This window comes from Mesorhizobium sp. B264B1B, from assembly GCF_020165765.1.
Classification (GTDB): domain Bacteria; phylum Pseudomonadota; class Alphaproteobacteria; order Rhizobiales; family Rhizobiaceae; genus Mesorhizobium.
In genome coordinates, this window is sequence record NZ_JAIUIS010000005.1 from 450,164 (window position 1) to 473,264 (window position 23,101).

Annotated in this window: 22 protein-coding genes; 6 read left to right on the forward strand and 16 right to left on the reverse strand. The window is 64.3% G+C overall.

Going from position 1 to position 23,101, the window contains the following annotated elements; translation table 11 throughout:
• Positions 1-78: 78 nt before the first annotated feature.
• Together LB547_RS13700 and LB547_RS13705 are read left to right on the forward strand one after the other, a co-directional pair.
• Complete coding sequence (locus LB547_RS13700; RefSeq protein ID WP_140520667.1) at positions 79-777, forward strand: phosphatidylserine decarboxylase; 699 nt, start codon at positions 79-81, stop codon at positions 775-777.
• Positions 778-780: 3 nt separating this feature from the next.
• Entirely contained in the window at positions 781-1,599 is an 819-nt protein-coding gene (locus tag LB547_RS13705; RefSeq protein ID WP_140666238.1) for a CDP-alcohol phosphatidyltransferase family protein, read from the forward strand.
• Positions 1,600-1,700: 101 nt separating this feature from the next.
• Here LB547_RS13705 and LB547_RS13710 read toward each other — a convergent pair whose 3' ends face one another.
• On the reverse strand, positions 1,701-3,923 hold the full coding sequence (locus LB547_RS13710; RefSeq protein ID WP_140764372.1) for an AMP-binding protein: 2,223 nt from the start codon (positions 3,921-3,923) through the stop codon (positions 1,701-1,703).
• Between the two features lie 136 nt (positions 3,924-4,059).
• A complete protein-coding gene (locus LB547_RS13715; protein WP_140494501.1) occupies positions 4,060-4,467 on the reverse strand; it encodes a tautomerase family protein in 408 nt (135 codons plus the stop codon).
• Between the two features lie 113 nt (positions 4,468-4,580).
• Between LB547_RS13715 and LB547_RS13720 the strand changes: the two genes are divergently transcribed.
• Positions 4,581-5,444, forward strand: a complete 864-nt coding sequence (locus LB547_RS13720) for a LysR substrate-binding domain-containing protein (protein ID WP_140494499.1) — start codon at positions 4,581-4,583, stop codon at positions 5,442-5,444.
• Positions 5,445-5,613: 169 nt separating this feature from the next.
• Here LB547_RS13720 and LB547_RS13725 read toward each other — a convergent pair whose 3' ends face one another.
• Positions 5,614-6,516, reverse strand: coding sequence for a DMT family transporter (locus LB547_RS13725; protein WP_140562454.1), 903 nt, complete (start codon positions 6,514-6,516; stop codon positions 5,614-5,616).
• Between the two features lie 55 nt (positions 6,517-6,571).
• The gene (locus LB547_RS13730) at positions 6,572-7,459 is read right to left on the reverse strand and encodes a DMT family transporter (RefSeq protein WP_140728187.1); all 888 of its coding nucleotides are present in this window, start codon (positions 7,457-7,459) and stop codon (positions 6,572-6,574) included.
• A 322-nt stretch (positions 7,460-7,781) separates the two neighbouring features.
• Here LB547_RS13730 and LB547_RS13735 point away from each other — a divergent pair, with 322 nt between their 5' ends.
• Both LB547_RS13735 and LB547_RS13740 read left to right on the forward strand, forming a co-directional pair.
• Positions 7,782-8,363, forward strand: coding sequence for a VOC family protein (locus LB547_RS13735; RefSeq protein ID WP_140562452.1), 582 nt, complete (start codon positions 7,782-7,784; stop codon positions 8,361-8,363).
• 26 nt (positions 8,364-8,389) lie between these two features.
• On the forward strand, positions 8,390-9,277 hold the full coding sequence (locus LB547_RS13740; protein ID WP_140764369.1) for a glutathione S-transferase family protein: 888 nt from the start codon (positions 8,390-8,392) through the stop codon (positions 9,275-9,277).
• Between the two features lie 153 nt (positions 9,278-9,430).
• On the opposite strand, the gene LB547_RS13745 is transcribed toward LB547_RS13740, so the two are convergent.
• The gene (locus LB547_RS13745) at positions 9,431-10,942 is read right to left on the reverse strand and encodes a S10 family peptidase (protein ID WP_140562448.1); all 1,512 of its coding nucleotides are present in this window, start codon (positions 10,940-10,942) and stop codon (positions 9,431-9,433) included.
• 517 nt (positions 10,943-11,459) lie between these two features.
• On the opposite strand from LB547_RS13745, the gene LB547_RS13750 reads away from it, so the two are divergent.
• Complete coding sequence (locus tag LB547_RS13750) at positions 11,460-11,966, forward strand: OsmC family protein (RefSeq protein ID WP_140494488.1); 507 nt, start codon at positions 11,460-11,462, stop codon at positions 11,964-11,966.
• A 14-nt stretch (positions 11,967-11,980) separates the two neighbouring features.
• On the opposite strand, the gene LB547_RS13755 is transcribed toward LB547_RS13750, so the two are convergent.
• The 11 genes from LB547_RS13755 to rplI form a co-directional block, all read right to left on the reverse strand.
• Entirely contained in the window at positions 11,981-12,199 is a 219-nt protein-coding gene (locus LB547_RS13755) for a hypothetical protein (RefSeq protein ID WP_140494486.1), read from the reverse strand.
• A gap of 148 nt (positions 12,200-12,347) precedes the next feature.
• The gene (locus LB547_RS13760; protein ID WP_140555762.1) at positions 12,348-12,983 is read right to left on the reverse strand and encodes a hypothetical protein; all 636 of its coding nucleotides are present in this window, start codon (positions 12,981-12,983) and stop codon (positions 12,348-12,350) included.
• A gap of 82 nt (positions 12,984-13,065) precedes the next feature.
• Positions 13,066-13,821 (reverse strand): SDR family NAD(P)-dependent oxidoreductase, encoded by a 756-nt coding sequence (locus tag LB547_RS13765; RefSeq protein WP_140494482.1) that lies wholly within the window; start codon positions 13,819-13,821, stop codon positions 13,066-13,068.
• 48 nt (positions 13,822-13,869) lie between these two features.
• The gene (gene purF / locus LB547_RS13770) at positions 13,870-15,339 is read right to left on the reverse strand and encodes an amidophosphoribosyltransferase (protein ID WP_140494480.1); all 1,470 of its coding nucleotides are present in this window, start codon (positions 15,337-15,339) and stop codon (positions 13,870-13,872) included.
• Positions 15,340-15,460: 121 nt separating this feature from the next.
• Positions 15,461-16,132: a CvpA family protein gene (locus LB547_RS13775; protein WP_140494478.1), complete on the reverse strand. Its 672-nt coding sequence runs from the start codon at positions 16,130-16,132 to the stop codon at positions 15,461-15,463.
• A gap of 43 nt (positions 16,133-16,175) precedes the next feature.
• Complete coding sequence (gene radA / locus LB547_RS13780) at positions 16,176-17,579, reverse strand: DNA repair protein RadA (protein WP_140494476.1); 1,404 nt, start codon at positions 17,577-17,579, stop codon at positions 16,176-16,178.
• 87 nt (positions 17,580-17,666) lie between these two features.
• On the reverse strand, positions 17,667-19,157 hold the full coding sequence (locus LB547_RS13785) for a replicative DNA helicase (protein ID WP_140494474.1): 1,491 nt from the start codon (positions 19,155-19,157) through the stop codon (positions 17,667-17,669).
• 225 nt (positions 19,158-19,382) lie between these two features.
• A complete protein-coding gene (locus LB547_RS13790; RefSeq protein WP_140764366.1) occupies positions 19,383-20,354 on the reverse strand; it encodes a small ribosomal subunit Rsm22 family protein in 972 nt (323 codons plus the stop codon).
• Between the two features lie 3 nt (positions 20,355-20,357).
• A complete protein-coding gene (locus tag LB547_RS13795) occupies positions 20,358-20,681 on the reverse strand; it encodes a YnfA family protein (protein WP_140657927.1) in 324 nt (107 codons plus the stop codon).
• An 85-nt stretch (positions 20,682-20,766) separates the two neighbouring features.
• Positions 20,767-22,059 (reverse strand): SAM-dependent methyltransferase, encoded by a 1,293-nt coding sequence (locus tag LB547_RS13800; protein ID WP_140517844.1) that lies wholly within the window; start codon positions 22,057-22,059, stop codon positions 20,767-20,769.
• 217 nt (positions 22,060-22,276) lie between these two features.
• On the reverse strand, positions 22,277-22,861 hold the full coding sequence (gene rplI / locus LB547_RS13805) for a 50S ribosomal protein L9 (RefSeq protein ID WP_140494465.1): 585 nt from the start codon (positions 22,859-22,861) through the stop codon (positions 22,277-22,279).
• Positions 22,862-23,101 lie beyond the last annotated feature (240 nt).

Sequence of the window (23,101 nt, forward strand, 5' to 3'; positions counted from 1 at the left end):
CCTTCCCCATTGTCGCGTTGCGGGCAGAGGGTGTTTCGGTTATTGAGGCCGAACCTGAAACAGGGACTGCCCCATCCCATGAGCCTTGTCGATACGGTCAAGAACGCGTTCGTACCGATCCATCGCGAGGGCTATCCGTTCATCGCCGCCTTCGGCGCGGGCACGCTTTTCCTCGGCTATTTCTCCTCGATCCTGTTTTGGATCGGGCTCATCCTCACCGCCTGGTGCGCCTATTTCTTCCGCGATCCCGAGCGGGTGACGCCGGTCGATGACAGTCTGGTGGTGAGCCCCGCCGATGGCGTCATCTCGGCGGTCGGCCCGGCCGTGCCGCCGCGCGAGCTTGGCCTCGGCAATGCCGAAATGACCCGCATATCGGTGTTCATGAACGTCTTTTCCTGCCACGTGAACCGCGCCCCGGTGCGCGGCAAGATTTCCCGTATCGAGCATCGGCCGGGGAAATTCCTCAATGCCGAACTCGACAAGGCAAGCACCGAGAACGAGCGCAACGGGCTGGTCATCGACAGCCCCAACGGCACCGTCGCGGCAGTGCAGATCGCTGGCCTCGTGGCGCGGCGCATCGTCTGCTGGGCCGAGACCGGCGGCTCGATCGCCATCGGCGAGCGTTTCGGCCTGATCCGCTTCGGCTCGCGCGTCGACGTCTTCCTGCCGGAGGCGGCGACACCACGCGTGGCCGTCGGCCAGACGGCGGTCGCCGGCGAAACGGTGCTGGCGGAATTCGGCGGTATCGCCGCCACGCCTCTCGTGCGGATCTCCTGACCGGTGGGCGCGCCGTTCAAGAAATTCGAGGCGCATGCCAGCGGCGGCCCGCGCATCCGCGAAATCCCGATGCGCATGGTGCTGCCCAATCTGGTTACGGTGCTCGCCATCTGTGCCGGCTTGTCCGGCATCCGCTTCGCTTTCGAGAACCGCTTCGAGCCCGCGGTGGTCATGGTGCTGCTCGCCGCGTTCCTCGACGGCATAGACGGCCGGTTGGCGCGAATGCTGAAGGCAACGTCGAAATTCGGCGCGCAGATGGATTCGCTGGCCGACATCGTCAATTTCGGCGTCGCGCCCGCGCTGGTGCTTTACGCTTTCCTGCTCGACCGCGCGGGATCGCCGGGTTGGATTGCCGCCCTTTTGTTCACCATCGCCTGCGGCATGCGGCTCGCCCGCTTCAATGTTCTTGACGAGGAAAAGGCCGAGCGGCCGGCATGGCAGACCGAATATTTCGTTGGGGTACCGGCGCCGGCGGGCGCCGTGCTGGTGATGCTGCCGCTTTATCTGTATTTCCTGCGGCTTGGGCTGGAGCCCGGCCGCCCGGCCGCCTTCATCGCCACCGGCTTCACCATACTGGTCGCCTTCCTGCTGGTCAGCCGTTTGCCGGTCTATTCGGGAAAGAGCGTCAAGGTGCCGGGTGACAAGGTATTGCCGGTCATCCTGGGGGTCGTGCTCTACATCCTGCTCTTGATGACCTATCCCTGGTACACGCTGACGGCCTCCGTCGCCGGTTATCTCCTCTTCCTGCCGTTCAGCGTGCGTGCCTATTCGAAGCGCGCCAGGCTGGAAGGCGAGCAGGTGCCGCCTTCGGATATAGGATAACGCTGTTATCCCTCTTTGAAGGCGACAGAGGGTGCATTGAACGCCAACGCTTTGCGCCCGGGCCTGCGATTTAGGCGAGACGACCCTTCAGGCCGTTTCGCCTACGCCGCCGCACTCAGCCCCAGACGATCGATGGCCAGTCTGCGGGCCGACACGTAGTCGGTCTTGCCCGAGCCCAGCGCCGGGATCTCTTCCACCTTGACGATGTCGTTGGGCACCATCAGTTCGGCCGCCCCGGCCTTCTTGCCGAATTGGCGCAGTTCCTCGGCACTCGCATCGTCGGCGGTGGTCACCAGCACGATGCGCTCGCCGCGCCGTTTGTCGGGCACCGCCACGGCGGCATGGCGCTCTTCCGGCCACAGCGACTCCACCAGCATCTCGACCGCACCCAGCGACACCATCTCGCCGGCGATCTTGGCGAAACGCTTGGCCCGGCCGCGAATGGTGATGAAGCCCTCGCGGTCGACCGAGACGATGTCGCCGGTGTCGTGCCAGCCCTCGAGCCGCTGCAATTCGCCCGGTCGGTCGGCGGTCATGTAGCCCATCATCATATTCGGACCGTCGAGCCACAGACGGCCGGCGCCATCGATGCCGTCGACGGGTTCGAGCTTCATGCGGATGGCCGGCAGCAGCCGCCCGACGGTGCCGTCGCGGCTATGGATGGCGGTGTTGACGGCAACCACGGGCGCGGCCTCGGTCAGCCCAAAGCCTTCGATGATCTCGGCCTGGAAACGCTCGCGATAGGTGCGGCGGGTTTCCGGCTTCACCGCTTCGGCGCCGGCGACGACGAAGCGCAGGCTGGAAAAATCGCCGTCCTTGGCGGTGCGCGCGTAATTGGCGAGGAAAGTGTCGGTGCCGAACATGACCGTCGGCTTCACCTTACGGGCGATCTCGGGGATGATCTTGTAGTGGAGAGGCGAAGGGTAGAGGAACAGCTTTACGCCTGTAACCAGCGGCAGGATGGTGCCGCCCGTCAGCCCGAAGGAGTGGAACACAGGCAATACGTTGAGCAGGATATCGGCCGGCGAGATGGTGATACGGGCTTCCGCCTGCATGGCGTTGGCGTAAAGGTTCTTGTGCGACAGCACCACCGCCTTCGGCGTGCCTTCCGAACCGGAGGTGAACAGGATGACCGCGGGTTTGGCTGCGTCCTGGCGCTGCAGCGGCCAGCGCCACAGCAAGGCGGCGGTAAGCTTTTCCAGCGCCGTCACGCTTGCGCGTGTATCCTCCAGCCAGAGAAATTTCGCGCCGCCCTTTTCGACCGCCGTCACGATATCGCCGAGGTCGGCCTTCTCGATGAAGGCGCGGGAGGAGACGACCGTGCGGATCACCGCCGTGCGGATGGCGGCGGTGACGCTGGCCGGACCCGCGGTGTAGTTGATCATCGCGGCCACCCGACCGGCCGAGAGCAGCCCGACCAGGGACAGCACCACGCCATTGGCGTTGGGCAGGAGCAGGCCGACCGCTTCGCCGGGCGCCGTCACCGCCTCGAAATGCCTGCCCAGCACGCGCGCGCCGATGAACAGTTTTCGATAGCTGAGCGCGCCCGAGACGACGTCCTCGATGATCGGATGCGATGCGCCGACCCTGGTTGCGGCGTCACGCATGGCCAGGAACAGGCCGCGATCGAGATCGGCGGCTGCGAAGCGCGCCTCGGCGAAGCGGTCGAACAGCGCGTTGGTGTTCGAGGCCTGCTCGGGAATGCGCGCCACCAGCTCGGCAATGGTCATTGGTTCCAATGCGCTGATCGACAGGCGCGGGAACCAGCGCCGGGGCACGATGCTGGCCGGCGTCAACGAGACCGGAAGGTCGCGGGCGCCGCCGACGAAGATCGGCACGATGCGGGCATCGGCCTGCATGGCGATGCGCGTGACAGCGCGAAACAGCCGGAACGACTTGACGTCGGGCTCGACCGCGTCCGGCAGGTAGACGGCAAGCCGGCCCTTGCCCTTCAGCACGCGCACCAGCCTGCGGCTGACGAAGACGTGTTCGGCGTTGAAGGCGATGGTGCGGCCAAGCTCGCGCCACGGCTCTAGCCATGGTGCCCTGGCCGAGGCTCCGTCGAGGATGTGCAGCGTGTCGTCAGGCAGCAGCGACAGCATCAGCGCCGGTTCGAAGTGCGACTGATGTGAGATGACATAGATGACTGGCGCCGCCGCATCGCGCGCGATTGCCATGCGGCTGTCGCTGATCCGGTACGCGAGCTTGAACGGCACGTAGAGCAGCGCCTGGGCAAAGCGCAGGCCGAGGCGGAACTTTTCCACTACCCCGATCAGCAGCCAGGCCACGACCAGACCCGCAAGCAGCGCCAGTGTCAGGATCATGCCGCGTCTCTCCCAACGTTCCTTGCACCTCGGCTCTGCGGCCGCTTCGGCAAGAACCTAGACGATGTGCGGGCAAGGTCAATGCGCAAGGGCCTCTTGCCGCCTCTCACGAAGGGAAGGGCAAAAGCGGCATCCTTTACGCCGCCTTCAGTCTCCCGCTGATGAAGCGGAATTCCTGCGTTTTGCCGCCATAACCGTAGGCGGCGGCCGGCACTTCGTGGACGAAGGCGTAGCTTTCTTCGTGCACGGACCCGAGCAGGCGCCCGAAGGCGGCGAAGATCGCCTTGAGATAGGCTTCCAGCTCGAGCTTGGTGTTGGTGCCGTCGACCACCTTGATGTCGAGCCAGAACGTATTGGTCCCATGCTCGGCCAGCGACGTGCCGCCGGCGAACCAGTGCTGCGGATCAAGATAGGAGACGGCAACCGCCGTTATGGTCGGATCCTTGCGAAGGTGCGTGGCGGTGAGTTCGGTCGCCTCCTTGGCGATCCTGGCGGACAGCGTGGCGTCGGGCTTCCCGGTGACGCTGACGTTGATGATGGGCATTGTCCTTCTCCTTGGTTCTGGCGGCCTCTGTCAGCCGATGATGCAACCCTGTCACCAACCAGGAAACATGAAAATCGAATTGTTTTCAGAGAATACTTCGATAATATCGAATTATGAAAACGCTCGATCCCGACCTCTTGAGGACATTCCTCGCCTTCGCCGACGGCGGCTCGCTGGCGCAGGCGGCCTCTATCGTCGGCCGTTCACCGTCGGCTGTGACGGCGCAGATGCAGCGGCTGGAAGAGGCTGTCGGCGAACCGCTCCTGGCGCCGCAGGGCAGGGGCCGCAGCCTGACGCCGACCGGTGAGGAGCTTGTCGGCCATGCCCGGCGTATCCTTGCAGCGCATCGTGAAGCCTGGCTCGGCCTGAAGGGCGCAAGGGCCGACGGACGCATCGCGATCGGTACGACGCAGGATTTCGCCGACAGCGGCTTGCCCGATTTGCTGCGTGCCTTCGCCGAAAGCCATCCGCGCGTCAGGATCGAGCTGCGCGTCGGCCGCTCCGCCGAGCTGGCGCAAGCCCTTCAGGGCGGTAGCCTGGATCTGGCGATCGTTATGCGGCAGGCGGCGACGCCGGACGAAATCGGCCTGCTGCGCGAGCCGATGATGTGGCTGTGTTCGCAAAAAGGGCTGGCTGCGCGACAGGACGAATTGCCGCTTGCGCTGCTCGATCCGCATTGCGGCTTCCGCGAAGCGGCGATCTCGGCGCTCGATTCGGCCGGCCGGCGCTATCGCGTTGCGGCCGGCAGCGCGAGCCTGGCCGGCCTGCGCACGGCGGTCAAGGCCGGCATTGCGCTGACGCTGCGCACCGCGCGCTTTGCCCATTCCGGCATCGTCGAAGCACCGCGCACGTTCGACCTGCCGCCCGTGCCCGTTGCCGAATTCGCCATCCGGCTGCGCGCCGATACCGAGAACCCGGCGCGGGATTTGGCCGCACTGCTCGGCGCCGGCCTGGCTGTGCCAGGACTTTTTGGCTGACAGCTGCCTGTCTTCAGGCGTGGGGCCAAAGAAAAAGCCGACCTTGCGGTCGGCTTGGAGTAGGACGGACCGAGGGGTTTGGGGGGACTCGGGGGGTGGTCCGTCGGCTCAACAATGCCTGAACCGGATGATGGTTCCGTGACTGCGCAAATTTTTTTGGGCTCGGCTTTCACAACGGCCCTGGCGCTTGTTGCTGCTTTGCCGACAGCCAGTCGCGGCCGGCATGGGCAAAGACCGCGCAAAGCACGATTGCGCCGCCGATCATGCTGGCCATGGGCGGTATCTCGGCCAGGAAAAGGAAGGCAAACAGGATCGCGAACGGCACTTCGGCAGAGCCGAGCAGGCCGGATTCAGCCGCCGGGATGAGCCTCGCGCCTTCCGTCCACAGGATCGAGGAGAGTGCGAAGCTCGAGCCGAAGGCGACGAGCAGCACGGCATCCCTTGCCGAGACGGCAAGCGGGTCGGTGACGAACCAGCCGAGTATGAACAACAGCAGGGCCGAGACCGCGCCTGCCCAGACCGCCGGCGTGTCGCGGAAGGCGCGCACCATGATCATGTAGAGCGCGCTGCCGACCGTCATCAGCAGCGCCAGCCCGTCTCCGAACAGATTGCCTGTGCCGAAGCTCGACCAGACCATGACCGCGACGCCGCAAAGCGAGACGGCGGCGGCTAACATCGTCTGCAGGCGGAAGGGCTCGCGCACCAGCAGGAAGGCGAGCAGCGCGGCAATGAAAGGCGACGTCGCGTAGATGACCGTGACATTGGCGACGAAGGTGAATTTGAAGGCGCAGATGAAGGCGATGCTGGCCAGCGCGCCTTCCACCGCCAGCAGCCAGCCGCGCCAGCCGAGCCGCAGCGTTTGGCGGTTGCCGGAGCGGTGGCGGCGCCACAGCACATAGAGGCTGATCAGGATCGAGCCGACGAAACCGCGCCAGCAGGTGATGGTCAGCGGATCGGCATGGATCGATTTGGTCAGCACGCCGGTCAATCCGAACACCGCCGCCGACGACGACACCAGGATGATGCCAAGTGTCCGTTCTGCGGTGTCGGTGGCGGCTGCTACATCGGTCATGAAAGCCAATTTACGTGGTTCTGTCCTGACATCGTAGTGTCAGAAGTCTGGCCCGTCACAGCCGTTTGCGGAAATGCTCGCCGCCGACGATCAGCAGCCCTGCGGTGATGATGAGAGCAGCGCCGAAAAACACTTCGCGACGCGGCACGTCGCCCCAGATGGCGAAGCCGAGCGCGAAGGCCCACAACAGCGAAGTGTATTCCAGCGGCGCGATGATCGAGGCCGGCGTCCGTTTCATGCCTTCGAAGAGAAGATACTGCGCCAAGCCGCCGAGCGCGCCGACGCTGGCAAGCAGAAGCAGTTCGCTCCAGCCGGGTATCTTCCACCAGAGCAGCGCGGGCACCGCCGAGAATATCAGGAAATAGAAATTGTTGAGCATGAGCTGGATCATCGAGCGCTCGGCAAGTGCTGTCTTGCGCAACAGCACGATGGCGATGCCCCACAGGAAAGCGGCGGCCAGCACCAGCAGCACCGGCACGGACAGCCCGAGATGGGCAGGGTCACAGGCGACAAAGACGCCGGCGAAGCCGATTGCCACCGCCAGCCAGCGCAGCATTGGCACTTTTTCGCCAAGCATCACCACCGAAAGCACGGTGACGATGATCGGGGCCGCGTAATAGACGGTGGTCAGTTCGGCGAGCTGCAGGCTGCGCGCGGCATTGTAATAACAAAGCCACGCCGCCAGGGTGAAGACGCTGCGCAACAGCATCGGCCACACGATCGGCGACCGCGCCGTCTCCGCATAGAGATGCCGTCCGCCGATCGCCGCGCAGGCGGTCAGTATGGTGATGCTGCGGAAGAACAGGATCTGCCAGACGCTCATGCCGGCTACCAGCAGCTTGATGGAAGCGTCCTGCGTCGAAAAAAGCAAATAGGCGGCGCCGGTCAGGAGGATACCGGCGAGAACCCTTTCGCGTGTTTCGAGAATGGCGACATCGGCCATGCGACAAGCGGCCTTGTGTGAAAACGGCTCCGGCCCCTGTCGGCTCCGCTCCCGCCAGCTATAGGGGCGAAACCTTGCATGGCGCTGCTCCAGCGCCGTGCTTGCGTTGGGGCAGGGCCGATCCCGGATGCGGCTTCTGGCGCGGCGCGACTGATTGGTTTAGCATCGTCTCACAAAGCCGGCGCGTAAGGTTCGGCGAGCCAAGGGAACGGCGCGGATCAGGAAGCCAGCGCTCGCATAAGAGACGCCATTCGCATCATGGCGGCGGGCTGACAGCCGGCACTTACGGATATCGAAACGCCGACATCAGGGGGAGAACGCAATGCAGAAACTGCAATCGCAAGGCGTCCATCACATCACGCTGGTCGGCGCCGGTCGCCAGACGTCGATCGATTTCTGGGAAGGCGTGCTGGGCATGCCATTCATTTTCGAGCAACCCAACCTCGACAAGGCAGCCGAAAGCCATCTCTATTTCGATCCGGGCGACGGGCGGCTGATCACCATCTTTACCGACGAGACCCGCACGCCGGCAAAGCGCCGCACGCCGACCGACACGGGTTGCGTCCACCACATCGCCTTTGCCGTATCGCGCGTCACCTTCCTGCAGGCGGTCGCCCGGCTTGACGAGCGCGCCATCAAGCACAGTGGCGTCAAGGACCGCGGTTTCATGGATTCGATCTATTTCGAGGATCCGCTTGGGCTGCTGATCGAACTTGCTTCCTACCGTTTCGAGCCGCCGGCCGGCTTTGGCCATGCCGACGTGCTGATGGAAGCGCACAAGCTCCGCGTCGCGCGTGGCGACTACAACATTGCCGAGGCGCATCTGGCCGACGCCATCCAGGCGCTGGTCGAGCGCTCGCGCGCGACATTGTCGGCCGACAGGGCGCCGCGCAATCCATATTGATTTTGAATAAACAAAGGGAGGAACAGATGGCAAAGACAGCGACGAAGGGTGCGAGGAGGCCGGCAGCTAAGGCGACACCAAAGACTATGGCAAAACCAGCAGCAAAAGCTTCAACCAAGCCGGTGCCAAAAATATCGGCAAAGCCTTCGGCCAAGGCGGCGTCAAAAGCAGCAACCGCCGGCAAAACCGCGTCCAGGACCAAGGGGAAATCGGCGAAGAACCCCGCCCTGATGATCAGCATGCTGAAGCCCAGCGTCAACAACATGACGGTTCGGGTGTTTGCCCGCGCCGCCGGGCTGGACCATGCCGAGGCCGACGCCTGGGGCAGCACGCGTTCGCCCGAATTCATGGCGCGCAACCCGGCCCATCTGACTCCGATGATCGAGGACAAGGGCCTGCCGCGAGGGGTGCTTTGGGAAAGCTGCGCCATCATGCAGTATCTCGCCAACAAGCACGGGCTGGAGAAATTCTACCCCAAGGCGCCTGCCAAGCGGGCGATGATCGACAGCGCCATGTTCTATCTGATCGGCACGCTCTATCCCTATGTGGCGCGCGCCACCTATCCGGCGCTCGGTTTCCCGCAATACGCCGGAGAGGTCGGCCACAGCGACGCTCATCCCGACAGGAAGGCCGAGGCGCAGAAGGCGGCGATCGCCGCCATTTCCGAACCGCTGGAGGTGTTCCACTCCTTCTTCAGGGACGGCAAGCCCTTCATTGGAGGCAAGAACCCGTCTATCGCCGACATCCGCCTGGCGGCGACACTCGAATTTCTCGCCGTCATCGACTATGCCCTGCCCGAATGGGCCAGCGACTACATGGCCGCGATGGAGAAGAAGCTCGGCAAGGCCTATGCAGACCCGGCCAGCGACGTGCGCGGCTACATTGCCCATGTGAAGTCACAGCCACGGGTGTGAGATCGCTTCGGCGCCGCAGGCCGGTTGAAGGCAGCCGGCGGCCAAGATGAACTGCGATGTCCTTCGCGGCTCCTTTGCCTGGAGGACAGAGGAGCGAACTGTCCCGCCAGCGTATCGCGGACTGCCCGTCACTCCGGTGTTTCCAAGCGACGCTTACTGCGTCGCTTGGTAAAGCTCCGCCGCCGCTGCCTTGAGCGCCCGCCTTCCGTCCGGCCTGAAATACATCATGTGTCCTCCGTCCAGCACATCGACGCGGATGGGCTTTGCACCGGCGAGCGTCGGTACCTGGTTCACCAGATAGCGAGATGCCAGATAGGGCGTGACGAGGTCGGTGTAGCCGTTGACGATGACGACGCCGAGCGCGGGATTGAGCGAGCGCGCCCGCTGCAGATCGTTCATCACGCCGGCATAGCCCTGCCGCGATGTGCCGTAGTCCCAATTGCGGCTGATCTCGCCATTGAGCAGCCGGTAGCTGACATCGGTGTGGTAGTTCAATTCGTCGCGGGCATAGCCGACAAAAGCCGAGGTCAATGCTGGAACGCTGCGGTCGAGCACAGGATCGGGTCCGGCGGTGCGAGCGCTTTCAGGAGCGATGTCGGCCGTGCCGATCATGGCGTCATAGGGGCTGAGCACCTTGCTTTTCGAGCGGGCAAACTCCCTCGCGAAAAGGCTGGTCGGTATACGCGCGAAATTCCGCTGCACGAGGTCGAGGGGCAGGCCGGTGATCTCGGCCACCCGCTGGCTCGCCAGCCGCCCGCCTTGCTCCAGCCCGCTGGCCAGCGCCGTGAGGTAGTCGCCAAGCGCATAGCGCTCGACCGCGGCCAACTGCGCCCGCAGCGCCTCGCCGGTAACGCCGTCGGCACTGAGCCGCACCGACGCCAGCGAGGGGAGTTCGAGAGCCCAGTGCAGCGGCTCGAATTCGTCGGGTTGCACCAGCATGAATTCCAGCGCCGGCGAGATCAGCACGATGCCGCTCGGGCTAAGGCCGACATCTTCCTGCAAAGTCCTGGCGAGCAGCGCCGCGCGAAACCCGCCATAGCTTTCCCCGGCCAGGAAAAGCGGCGAGCCGCTGCGGCCGTTCTGGGCCAGATAGAGCCGGATGAAGGCGCCGATCGAGCTGGCGTCCTGGTTGACGCCCCAGAAGTCGTGGGTGTTCTGCCCGGGAGCCTCGCGGCTGTAGCCGGTGCCGACCGGATCGACAAAGACGAGGTCGGTCATGTCGAGCCAGCTGTCCGGATTGTCGATGATCTTTTGCGGCGGCGGCAGGAATTCGCCATCGGCTCCGGTCGTGATGATGCGCGGACCGAGCGCACCGAGATGCAGATAGGCGGAAGCCGCCCCGGGGCCGCCATTGAAGACGAAGGTAATGGGGCGTGGTGCCGTTTTTGCCGCGTCGGCCGGTGGCCGCAGCGTATAGGCGACATAAAAGATCTCCGCCGTGACGTCGGCCTTGCCTGAAAGCAGCGACAGCGTGCCGGTCTTGGCCTGATAGTCCAGCTTGCGTCCGGCAACCGTGATCGAATGGCTGGTGACCTGCGGCGGCGGCAGCAGCGACAGCACACCGCCGGTCGGCGCCGGCCTCTCCGGCGTTTCAGCCAGCACAGGCTGTGCGAAGGCAGCAAGCATCAGCAGGATGAGAGAGATCAGTTTCAACTTGAACGGCATGACGCCTCCGCGAGAACGCTTGTCGCATAGCTATAGCCGATGCGATCGAAGTCAAAGGAAAGGCTTGTCCGGCTGAAGACGGATCGCCCGCCATCAAGCAACGAATCCGGGTCAGCGGGTTCCGTGCAAGCCTTCTCGACGCGCTATTGAGAGAGCATTGAATGAAAAAAACCGCCTGTACGGCGGGTCCGTGGCGCAACTCAGCACCATAACCAGAAATGTACCATAGCTGCCTTCACCCTGTCAAGAAAAAATTCCTATCAGGAGAAACCGTTGGCACACCCGACTGCCCATCGCCAGCCTTGTTGACCCGAGTCGGTCACCAGAAAATGGGACGACGGCACTCGCACGGCTCAGACGGTCTTTGAGACCTCGTCCGTCAATGTCCATTTGGGATAGTGATTGCGCGCCTGTGTCCCAACGCGATGATTATGTTTGCTTTCCGGTGTGATCGGGGCAAATCTCGGTGGGTTGACGCATGCCAGCGCCAGAAACGATCGTCGAAAGGGGCAGCGAAATGGACGCCACCGCACTGAAGGCCATGCAGGCGCCGCTGAAAGAGACCTATCGCGATGATGCTTCGCGCGCGCTCATCACGCTCAGGGCCAGAGGCAGTCTCGATGACCAGTCGATCGCCTGCAAGGTCGAGACGGGCAGGGCTCTCGCGATTGCCGGTCTGCATCCCGCAACCGGCGGCTCGGGGCTCGAGCTTTGCTCGGGCGACATGCTGCTGGAGGCACTTGTGGCCTGCGCCGGCGTGACGCTCAAGGCGGTGGCGACGGCGCTCGAATTCAAGCTCGGCGCCGCCACGGTCGAGGCCGAAGGCGACCTTGATTTTCGCGGCACGCTTGGCGTTGCCAAGGATGCGCCGGTCGGTTTTCGCGCCATCAGGCTGAATTTCAGTCTCGACACCGATGAGCCGCAGGAGCGCATCGATTCCTTGCTGAAGCTGACCGAACGCTACTGCGTGGTGTTCCAGACCATCAACCAGAAGCCGGAACTGACGGTCAGCGCACGGCGCTGACGCCGCATCGCGCCTTACTGCGCTGCCGGTTCCTCCGCGTCGCCCTCGTCGGTGAAGGGTGACGCGCTCGGCACGCATTGCAGCGACCAGCCGGTCGGGGCCGGCTGCTTCTGGTATTCGGTGATGGCGGCGGTGCATTGTTCGCGCTTGTCGAACGTGCTGGGCAACACGACCATGCCGCCTTGCGGGCCGGCGATTACCAGGTACCAGACCAACGCTACGCTCGAAGCCATGGGAATTTCCTTGCTCTGCCCAGCCGGGCTTGTTGTGGGAATCTATGCGATCCTATCAACTCTGCGGAAATGACGAAAGCATGACCGCGACTCAGCTTTCCGCCGCCACATCACAGCCGCGTGATGTGGCGGGGCGGGCGAGGTCTGGTCAATTCGTTGCGAAACAATAGAACAGGCCGTCGCCGCCGGTGCCTTTCAGCGCCTCCTGGCCGCAGCCGCCGCGCGAAGCATGCGAAGAGTTCCAGGATTTGGCGGCAGCTGAATCGTCGAGCCCGGTGCGGTCGTGATGGCCCATCATGGCTGCCCCTTCCGTGCCGCTCATCGTCCAGTCACCGCAGGTCTGGTCGGCGATCCTGGTGCCGTCGGGTTTCGAGCCGGTCAGCATGTCGTGGCGGTTCGGCGTGTCGCCGCGGCCGTTGACCATCTCGCCTTTCTCGGTGAGCGCCGTCTGCTTAGTGATGCCGTTGGCATCGCCGTGCAGCGAGGCGACGTCGTCGGCTATCTTGACGCCCTTGGCATTCACCCACGGTCCCTTGCCGATGCGGTCGCGCGCATCCTCGGTGCTGGTCGACAGATATGCGGCCCAGGTCTTGCCGGTGACGCCGGCTGCTTCCGCCAGCGAGGCGCAATGCGCGTCGGCGCCCTTCAGGCCGCCGAGGTCTGCCCCTTTGCCCGAGCCGACGCTGGTGACGAAGAAGCTCATCTTGGCATCTTGTGACAAGGCTGTGCCGGCGGCCAAGGCTGAGGCAATGGCGGTGGCGGCGATGAGAATAAGTCTGCGCATGTCGGTCCTCCGGGTTTGAGCTTCGAATCTACATTCGAGGAACGCCGCCCGGAGCCGAATTCTTCCGATAAAAAAGATGCGGCTATTCCGGCTGTCGGTAGGCGACGAAACGGTTGTGTTTGGCCTGGAAGATCAATCCTGTCTCTTTCAGGTCGGGGCTTGCCAGCGGCACGATGCGTTTGGCGATCTCGGAGGGATGCGGCAGCGTTTCCGGGTCCTCGCCGGGCACGGCCTGCGCGCGCATCGCGGTGCGGGTGGCCCCCGGATCGGCGGCATTGACGCGCAAGGGCAGGCTCTGCGTCTCATGTGCCCAGGAGCGCATCATCGTCTCGACCGCCGCCTTGGAAGCCGCGTAGGGCGCCCAGAAGGCGCGCGCCGAGTGAGCAGCGTTGGACGACAGGATGATGGCCCGGCCGGCGTCGGAGAGCCGCAGCAGCGGGTCGACCGAGCGGATCAGCCGCCAGGTCGAGGTGACGTTGATGGTCATCACCTTCTCGAAGGTTTTCGCCTCGACATGGCCGATCGGCGAGATCACGCCGAGCACGCCCGCATTGGCGACGAGAATGTCGAGCTTGCCCCACCGCTCATGGATGGCGCCGCCCAGGCGGTCGATGCCGGCCATGTCGGCAAGGTCGAGCGGCACCAGCGTCGCTTCGCCCTTGCCGGTTTTGGCGCGCTCGGCCTTGATCTGGTCGTCGAGTTCTTCCAGCCCGCCCACGGTGCGCGCCACGGCAATGACGTGGGCGCCGGCGGCAGCCAGTTCCCTGGCGATGAAGTAACCGATGCCGCGCGAGGCGCCGGTGACGACCGCAACGCGGCCGGAAAGGTCGAAGGTCATGCGATAGATTCCGGAAATATGGCTATGGCAACTGGCAGTGCGGCAATCCTATGCGCCGCTCGTCGCCAGCAGCGACAGCGTGCGCACATTGTCGTGGCCTTCGAAGTCGAGCAGGCGGGTCGGATACTGGCCGGTGAAGCAGGCGTCGCAGAATTGCGGCTGCTCGTTGTCGCGGTTGGCCTCGCCGACGGCGCGATAGAGTCCGTCGATCGACAGGAAGCCGAGCGAATCGACGCGGATGAATTCGGCCATCTCCTCGATCGACATGCGTGATGCCAAAAGCTTCGATTTTTCCGGCGTATCGACGCCGTAGAAGCAGGAGGCGCTGGTCGGCGGCGAGGCGATGCGCATATGCACTTCCTTGGCGCCGGCGTCTCGCACCATCTGCACGATCTTCTGGCTGGTGGTGCCGCGCACGATGGAATCGTCGACCAGCACGACGCGCTTGCCCTCGATCATGCGGCGGTTGGCGTTGTGCTTCAGCTTGACGCCCATGTGGCGGATCGAATCGCCGGGCTGGATGAAGGTGCGGCCGACATAGTGGTTGCGGATGATGCCGAGCTCGAAGGGGATGCCCGCGGCTTGCGAAAAGCCGATTGCCGCCGGCGTGCCGGAATCCGGCACCGGCACGACGATGTCGGCCTCGACGGGATTTTCCTGCGCGAGTTCCGCGCCGATGCGCTTGCGCACCTCGTAGACGTTGCGGCCTTCGACCGAAGAGTCCGGGCGTGCGAAATAGACATATTCGAAAATGCAGAAGCGGGTCTTCTGCGGCTCGAACGGGAACAGGCTCTCGATGCCCTTGGAGGTAACGACGACCATCTCGCCTGGCTTCAGGTCGCGCACGAAACGCGCGCCGATGATGTCCAGCGCGCAGGTTTCGGAGGCCAGGATCCAGGCACCGTCGAGGTCACCCAGTACCAGCGGGCGGATGCCGAGCGGGTCACGGCAACCGATCATCTTCTTGGCCGTCATCGCCACCAGCGAAAAGGCGCCCTCGACCTGGCGCACCGCATCGATGAAGCGCGAGTTGAGATCGCGCTCCTTGCTGGTGGCGACGAGGTGCAGAAGCGTCTCGGTGTCGGAGGTCGAGGAGAAGATCGCGCCTTGCTTCTGCAGCGCGCGCTGCACGGTCATGGCGTTGGTCAGATTGCCGTTATGGGCCACGGCAAAACCGCCATCGGCCAGTTCGGCGAAGAAGGGCTGGATGTTGCGCATGCCGGCGCCGCCGGTCGTGGCGTAGCGCGTGTGGCCGATGGCGCGATTGCCTTGCAGGCTGTCGATGACGCGTTGCTTGGTGAAGGTGTCGCCGATCAGGCCGACATGGCGTTCGACATGAAACTGGGTGCCGTCGTAGGAGACGATGCCGGCCGCTTCCTGGCCGCGATGCTGCAGCGCGTGCAGGCCGAGCGTGACGATGGCCGCCGCGTCCTGCCGGCCGAAAATGCCGAACACGCCGCATTCGTCGTGGAAGTGATCGTCAGCTTCCGCGGAAAGCACGTGGTCTGCGTCTGCCATGGGGCTCAAGCTCCGCTAAAATCGCCATATAAGGCGACAGCGTCGTAAAAGCAACGCGCCCGGCGATGGTTCACGATCACCGCCAGTCTCGGGCGCCTGTTCTGCGGCGCCCGATCACTCATCAATTCGCCGGCGCCGCCGGGGCCGGATTGGCCGGTGCGTTGTCCGCGGGAGGCGTTCCGGCATCGCTGTCGTCAGGAGCCGGCGCATTGGCATCGTCCCCTCCCGCCGGGGCATCCGTGGCCGGTGCGTCCGGTGCGGCGGGCGTTTCGGCGGCCGGCTGATTCGGATTGAGCTTCTTGAGGATGGCGTTTTCCGGATCCTCGGGCAGCAGGCTTTCAAGCTTGGCGCCGATCTGTTCCAGCAGCGGCCGCGACTTGGCCTCCGTGACCCAGGCCGGTGCCTTGGCGCCGGCCAGCCAATTGAAGAACAGCAGGGCCACGGCAACCACCAGAATGCCGCGGGCGGCGCCATAGAGGAAGCCGAGCGTGCGGTCGAGCGCGCCGATGCGGGAATCGATGATCCAGTCGGCGAGCTTCATGGTGATGACGCTGACGACGATCAAAGCGATGATGAAGACGACGCCGGCGGAGGCCGCCATGGCGATCTTTTCATTGTCGATGTAGGGTTTCAGGTAGGGCAGCACGGGCTTGTAGAAAAAGAACGCCGCCGCGGCTGCCGCCGCCCAGGACACGATGGACAGGACCTCGCGTGAAAAGCCGCGAACCATGGCGAGCATCGCCGAGACCAGGGTGAAGCCGACGAGAATTCCGTCAAGCAGCGTTATCGGCATCTTTGTCGCCCCACTCCCTGTCGCTCACCACCAGGTGAGCCCGTCATTCTTCGTCGTTGGCGCGGCTGCGCCGTGAGCCGGCTATGCGCGCCACGAGGTCGGCGAGCTCGGTGGGCTGGAAAGCGCCGGCCCCGATTCCTCCGGCAAGTTCCTCGCTGCCCAAGGGCAGAACCGCGCTTGCGAAACCCAGCTTTTCGGCCTCCTTGAGACGCTGCTGCGCATGCGCAACCGGCCTCACGGCGCCAGAAAGGCTGATTTCGCCGAAATAGACGCAATCGGCGGGAAGGGCAAGACCGGTGAGCGAGGAAACCAGTGCGGCCGCCACCGCCACGTCGGCCGCGGGCTCGGAAATGCGGTAGCCGCCGGCTACGTTCAGATAGACGTCCTGTTGGCCGAAGCGCACGCCGCAATGCGCCTCGAGCACCGCCAGGATCATCGACAGCCGGGCGCCGTCCCAGCCAACGACGGCGCGGCGCGGCGTGCCGAGCGAGGAGGGCGCGACCAGCGCCTGGATTTCGACCAGCACCGGCCTTGTGCCTTCCATGCCGGCGAAAACCGCCGCTCCCGGCGATTTCGCATGGCGCTCGCCGAGGAACAGCTCGGAAGGATTGGCAACCTCGCGCAGGCCCTTGTCCGACATTTCGAAGACGCCGATCTCGTCGGTCGGGCCGAAACGGTTCTTGACGGTGCGCAGGATACGGTAGTGATGGCCGCCTTCGCCCTCGAAATAGAGCACGGCGTCGACCATGTGCTCGACGACGCGCGGGCCGGCGATCTGGCCTTCCTTGGTGACATGGCCGACGAGCACGATCGCAGCACCCGTGGATTTCGCATAGCGGATCATCGCCTGGGCGGCCGCACGCACCTGGGTGACGGTGCCGGGCGCCGAATCGGCGAGGTCGGTCCACAGCGTCTGGATCGAATCGAGGATCACCAGGTCCGGCCGCTTGCCGTCGGCGATCGTGGCAAGGATATCCTCGACATTGGTCTCGGCCGCAAGCTCGACCGGTGTGGAAGCGACGCCGAGGCGCTGCGCGCGCAGCCTGATCTGGGCGACCGCCTCCTCACCCGAGACATAGACGATGCGGTGGCCCCTCGAGGCAAGGGCAGCAGCAGCCTGGGTGAGCAGCGTCGACTTGCCGATACCGGGATCGCCGCCGACCAGCAGCGCCGAGCCGCGCACGAAGCCGCCGCCCGTGGCGCGGTCGAGCTCACCGATGCCCGACACGATGCGCGGCGCGTCCTCGATATCGCCGGAAAGCGTGGTCAGCACCACCGCGCGGCCCTTGCGTGCGTTGCGCGTATTGGCCGGCCCGGAACCGATGCCGCCGGACGTACCTTCCTCGACCAGCGTGTTCCATTCGCCGCAGGCGTCGCATTTTCCGGCCCAGCGCTGATGCACCGATCCGCAGTTCTGGCAGATGAACTGGACGCGGGATTTAGCCATTAGCGAGGCCTGCTTCGGGATCGCCGATGCTGGATAGGTGGGCGGGACAGAGGGGGTTTGACGGAGCGTGACGGTGAGTCAAAAAAGCTACTCAAACCTTTCCGCGATATGATGTTCCTCCGCCAGATCCGAGAAGCGGGTAAATTCGCCGTGGAAGGCTAGCGTGACCGTGCCCGTCGGTCCGTGACGCTGCTTGGCCACGATCACCTCGGCCTTGCCGCGCATCTCGTTCATCTCGTTTTCCCACTTGATGTACTCGTCGGTGCCGAGCTTCGGCTCGCGGTTCTTGAGGTAGTATTCCTCGCGGTAGACGAAGATCACGACGTCGGCGTCCTGCTCGATCGAGCCGGATTCGCGCAAGTCCGAGAGCTGCGGGCGCTTGTCGTCGCGGCTTTCAACCTGTCGCGAGAGCTGCGACAGCGCGATGATCGGCACCGCGAGCTCCTTGGCCAGTGCCTTGAGGCCGGTGGTGATCTCGGTGATTTCCTGCACGCGGTTCTGCGAGGCCCTGGCGCTGGAGCCCTGCATCAGCTGGATATAGTCGATGACGATGAGGTCGAGGCCGCGCTGGCGCTTCAGGCGCCGGGCGCGGGCCGAGAGCTGGGCGATCGAGATGCCGCCGGTCTGGTCGATGAACAGCGGAATCTTCTGCATGGTCTGCGAACAGGCGACCAGCTTTTCGAAGTCCATTTCGGTAATCTCGCCGCGGCGGATCTTCGAGGAGGAGATTTCCGTCTGTTCGGAGATGATACGGGTCGCGAGCTGTTCCGACGACATTTCGAGCGAGAAGAAGCCGACGACACCGCCATTCGCCGCCTTGAACGACCCGTCGGCCTGCTGCGCCGGCACATAGGCCTCGGCGACGTTGAAAGCGATGTTGGTGGCGAGCGACGTCTTGCCCATGCCCGGACGGCCGGCAAGGACGATCAGATCGGACGATTGCAGGCCGCCCATGCGGCGGTCGAGGTCGCGCATGCCGGTGGCCAGCCCCGACAGGTGGCCGTCGCGCATGTAGGCGGCGTTGGCCATGTCGACCGCGGTCTTGACCGCGTCGGTGAAGCTCTCGAAGCCGCCGTCATAGCGTCCGGTTTCGGCCAGCTCGAACAGGCGCCGTTCGGCATCCTCGATCTGCTCGGACGGCGACATGTCGACCGGCGCGTCATAGGCGATGTTGACCATGTCCTCGCCGACGGTGATCAGGGCGCGACGCGTCGCAAGGTCATAGATGGCGCGACCGTAATCTGCGGCGTTGACGACCGTGACGGCTTCGACCGCCAGGCGCACGACATATTGTGCTACCGTCATGTCGCCGACCTTCTCGTCGGCCGGCAGGAAGGTCTTCAGCGTGATCGGCGTTGCCACCTTGCCCATGCGAATGAGCTCTGCCGCGATCTCGAAGATCTTGCGATGCAGGGGCTCGTAGAAGTGGCTGGCCTTCAGGAAGTCGGAGACGCGATAGAAGGCATCGTTGTTGACCAGGATCGCGCCGAGCAGCGCCTGTTCCGCCTCGATGTTGTTCGGCGCCTCGCGATAGAGCGGTTGCTCCGCCACGCCGAATTTCCGCGCTGCCTCTGCCATGATGTCCCCGATTTCGATCCCGGTCTCTCGATATCAGAATCGGAAAATTGAGTGCTGACTTATCTGCAACAGTTATCACCCAAGCAGATTTGATGCCCACTGTTCACAGAAACAAAAAACCGTCCACAGGACAGTATTCCCGTGCCCTGATTCCGATTGACTCGACAAGGTGCTGATTCTACGCGACGGTTTGGAACAAAGCAAGAACAATCGTCACCCGAATCCCTACGCTGTATCGAGCACATCGCCCCAGTCCGACCGCCGTGCCGCCTTGAACAGTTCACCGTCACGCTTGCTGAAAAGCGTCTCTCCGGCACTGCCGTCCGGCCGGCAAAGCTTGAGCGCCGCCTTGCCCGAGCCGGTTTTCGGTGGCGCGATCACCCGCGCCGCGCGGACTGGCGCCGGCTGCCTCGAAGCCGCGACATAGATGAACTTCTCGTCCTCCCATGGCACTTCGGCGTCCTTGGCCAGCCGGTGCAGGCGCGAGCGGGCGACGCGCCGCGAAAAGTGGCACCAGTTGGGCGCGATGAGCGGGCAGGGGGCTTCGTGCGGGCAAGGTGCCAGCACATGCGCGCCCGCTTCTATCAGTTGCCGGCGAACCGCGAGAACACGCTGCCAGCCCGCCGGCGTGCCCGGCTCCACGATCAGCAGCGTGTCTGTCGTGAGCTGCCACAGCCGATCGACCATTTTGGACAGGGATGCCGGTGCGATCTCGTCCAGCACATAGGCGCAGGTGACCAGGTCCGCCGGCTGCAAACCGTCAAGGTCGATGGTCACGTCGCCGGCCTGCCAGGCGATCCGGGCAGCGATCGCATCGGCGGCAAGCGCCTCGCCGACCTTGCGCACCGCAGCACTGGCTTCCAGCAAAACCGCCTGTTGAAGACCGGGCCACAGGTCCGCCGTCGCCCAAAGCACCGTGCCCGGGCCGGCGCCGACATCGAGCAGGGTTTCCGGCGCGAATTCCGGCTGCGCTTCGTTCACCGCGTCGAGACTGGCGCGGACGGCGGCATAGGTCGCCGGCAGCCGCGTCGCCAGATAAGCCTTGACCGCCATATCCTGCGCCATATGCAGGCGACCGTCGCGCATCTCGGCGCGGTAACGGTCCGACAGGGTTTTCGCCGCCTGCCTGAGCACCGGTAGCGGCACATTTTCGAGGGCACGATCGACAGCCTGTCGAAGCGGGGCAGGCAGTTCCACGGCTCATGCCCCTCGTGGTGCGAGCAGGATGACAGAGGCGCCCACTATGCAGAGCGCCGCCCCCGCAAGGTCCCACCGGTCGGGACGCACGCTTTCCACCAACCAAAGCCAGGCCAGCGACGCCGCGATGTAGATGCCGCCATAGGCGGCATAGGCGCGGCCGGCCGCGCTGGTGTCGACCAGGGCCAGAAGCCAGGCGAAGAGAACGAGCGAAACGAAACCTGGCAGCAGCCACAGCGGCGATTTCTCCAGCCGCCACCACGCCCACACCGAAAAACAGCCAGCGATCTCGGCGAGCGCCGCGGCTGCATAGAGGAGGTAGGTCATGAAAAAGGCCTCGCGACGATCACGAGGCCTTTTTCAGGGCACGAGCCGGGAATGGCAAGCGCCAATGCGGCAAAGCGGTCTGTTCCTATTCCGCCACCTTGCGGCGCCGGGCGGGCTTGGCGGCCTCTTCGACCGGAGCCGCTTCGCGATGGCCCATGTCGCGCATTTCGAGCGCCTTTTCACATTTGACCATATAGTCGCGCGCCATCGGCAGGGTGTCGTTCTTCCTGGCAAGCTGGATCTGGAAGATGACCAGATCCTGCCAGCGGAAGGCGGCTTCCGAGGCTGCCAGATAGAATTCCCACATGCGGCAGAAGCGTTCGTCATAGATCGCCTTGGCCTTGTCGCGGTTGGCGGCGAAGCGCTGGCCCCAATGCTTCAACGTGTCGGCATAATGGAGCCGCAGGATTTCGATGTCCGTGACGACGAGGCCTGACTTCTCGATCGCCGGCATGACTTCGGAAAGCGCGGGAATGTAGCCGCCCGGGAAGATGTATTTGCGGATGAAGGCGCTGGTCGCCCACGGCACGCCGGAGCGGCCGATCGTGTGCAGGAGCATGACGCCATCAGGCTTCAGCAACGTCGCGCTCTTGTCGAAGAAAGTGCGGTAGTGATTGACCCCGACATGTTCGAACATGCCGACCGAAACGATGCGGTCGAAGCGTTCGTTGAGTTCGCGGTAATCCTTCAGCTCGAAGTGAACGTGGTTTTCCAGGCCCTGGGCATGCGCCCGGTCGGTGGCGACGCCGTGCTGCTCGGTCGACAGTGTCACGCCCTGTACGTCGACGTCGAAGGCCTTGGCAAGGTAGAGGCCTAGCCCGCCCCAGCCGGAGCCGATGTCGAGCACCGTCTGCCCGGCCTTCAGCCTGAGCTTGGCGGCGATGTGGCGCTTCTTGGCTGCCTGCGCCTCGTCCAGCGTCATGTCCGGCTGCTCGAAATAGGCGCAGGAATACTGCATGTCCTCATCGAGGAAGAGCCGGTAAAGGTCACCCGACAGATCATAGTGGCGCTGCACGTTGCGGCGCGAACGCGACGCGGTGTTGATCTGCTGCAGGCGGCGGAAAGCGTGGCGCAGGCCTTCGATGGCTTTCGACCACGTCGCGTCGATGCCGCCGCTGCCCATGTTCTGGAAAGCGATGCGCATCAGGCCAAGGACGCCGCCCTCGAGGATGTCGAGTTCGCCATCCATGTAGGCTTCCGGCACGGCCAGCATCGGATCGAAGGTAATGGCGCGCTCGGCGTGCCTGGTTTTGATGTGCAGGTGCACCGGCTCGCCGCTGCCGTCACCGAACACGAATGTCGTGCCCTGTGGGCCGGTCACCTTGAGATTGCCTGTGCGCACCAGGCGGTCCAGAACGCGTTTCAACAGAATATTCATGACCCAAATGTCCCCTCTCGGTCAGACAGGCTGTCCTACTCTGCATCAATATATAGGGTTTCGAAAAGTTCCTTTTGGCACAAAAATGCCCAGGTGGTGAACCCGGGCATTGGTCCAGTCTGGCTTGAACTGCCAGTCTGATTGGAGCTGCCAGTCTGATTGAACTGATTGAGGCCGAAGCCGAATGCGGCGCGCCGGCAGGCGCGCCGCGCCGATGTCAGGCGTTCTCTTCGCCGCCCTCGAACTCGGCGTTCGGGTCGAAGAAGTTCTCCGGCCGGGCATTGTCGTTGATGTCCTCGCCATAGATGGCCTCGGCGGTGGTCAGCGTCTCGCCCTTGGCCTGCCGCTCGGCTTCGTCGGCCGTGCGGGCGATGTTGAGCGTGATCGTGACCTCGACTTCCGGATGCAGCGCGATCGCCACATTGGTCACGCCGATGGTCTTGATCGGCTGGTTGAGCTGGATCTGGTTGCGGTTGACCGAAAAGCCCTCTGCCGTCAGCAGGTCGGCGATATCGCGCGTCGACACCGAGCCGTAGAGCTGGCCGGTCTCGCCGGCCGAGCGAACGGCGATGAAGCTCTTGCCGTCGAGCTGTTCGGCGACCTGCGAGGCTTCGGACTTCCGCTCGAGGTTGCGGGCTTCGAGCTGCGCGCGCTGGCCTTCGAACTTCTTCTTGTTGGCTTCGTTGGCGCGCAGCGCCTTGCCCTGCGGCAACAGGAAATTGCGGGCAAAGCCGTCCTTGACCTTGACGGTGTCGCCCATTTGGCCGAGGCGGGAAACGCGTTCGAGAAGAATGACTTCCATGGTTTTGTTCCTTTTGGTTAGGGCGCCAATCACGGGATCGGTGCGAAATTCTTTGGAACAGGTCAGGAAGCAAAAAGGGCGTTGCCGCCGGTGTCGCTGTCCTGCCTGTCGCGGCAGTTAGAGGCTTTTGGCCTCAACTCGGGATTTGATGCGCAACCCAGCGGCGCCCGTCGCCGTGGAAGAGAAGCGGGGGGGGGGGGGGGGGGGGGGGGGGGGGGGGGGGGGGGGGGGGGGGGGGGG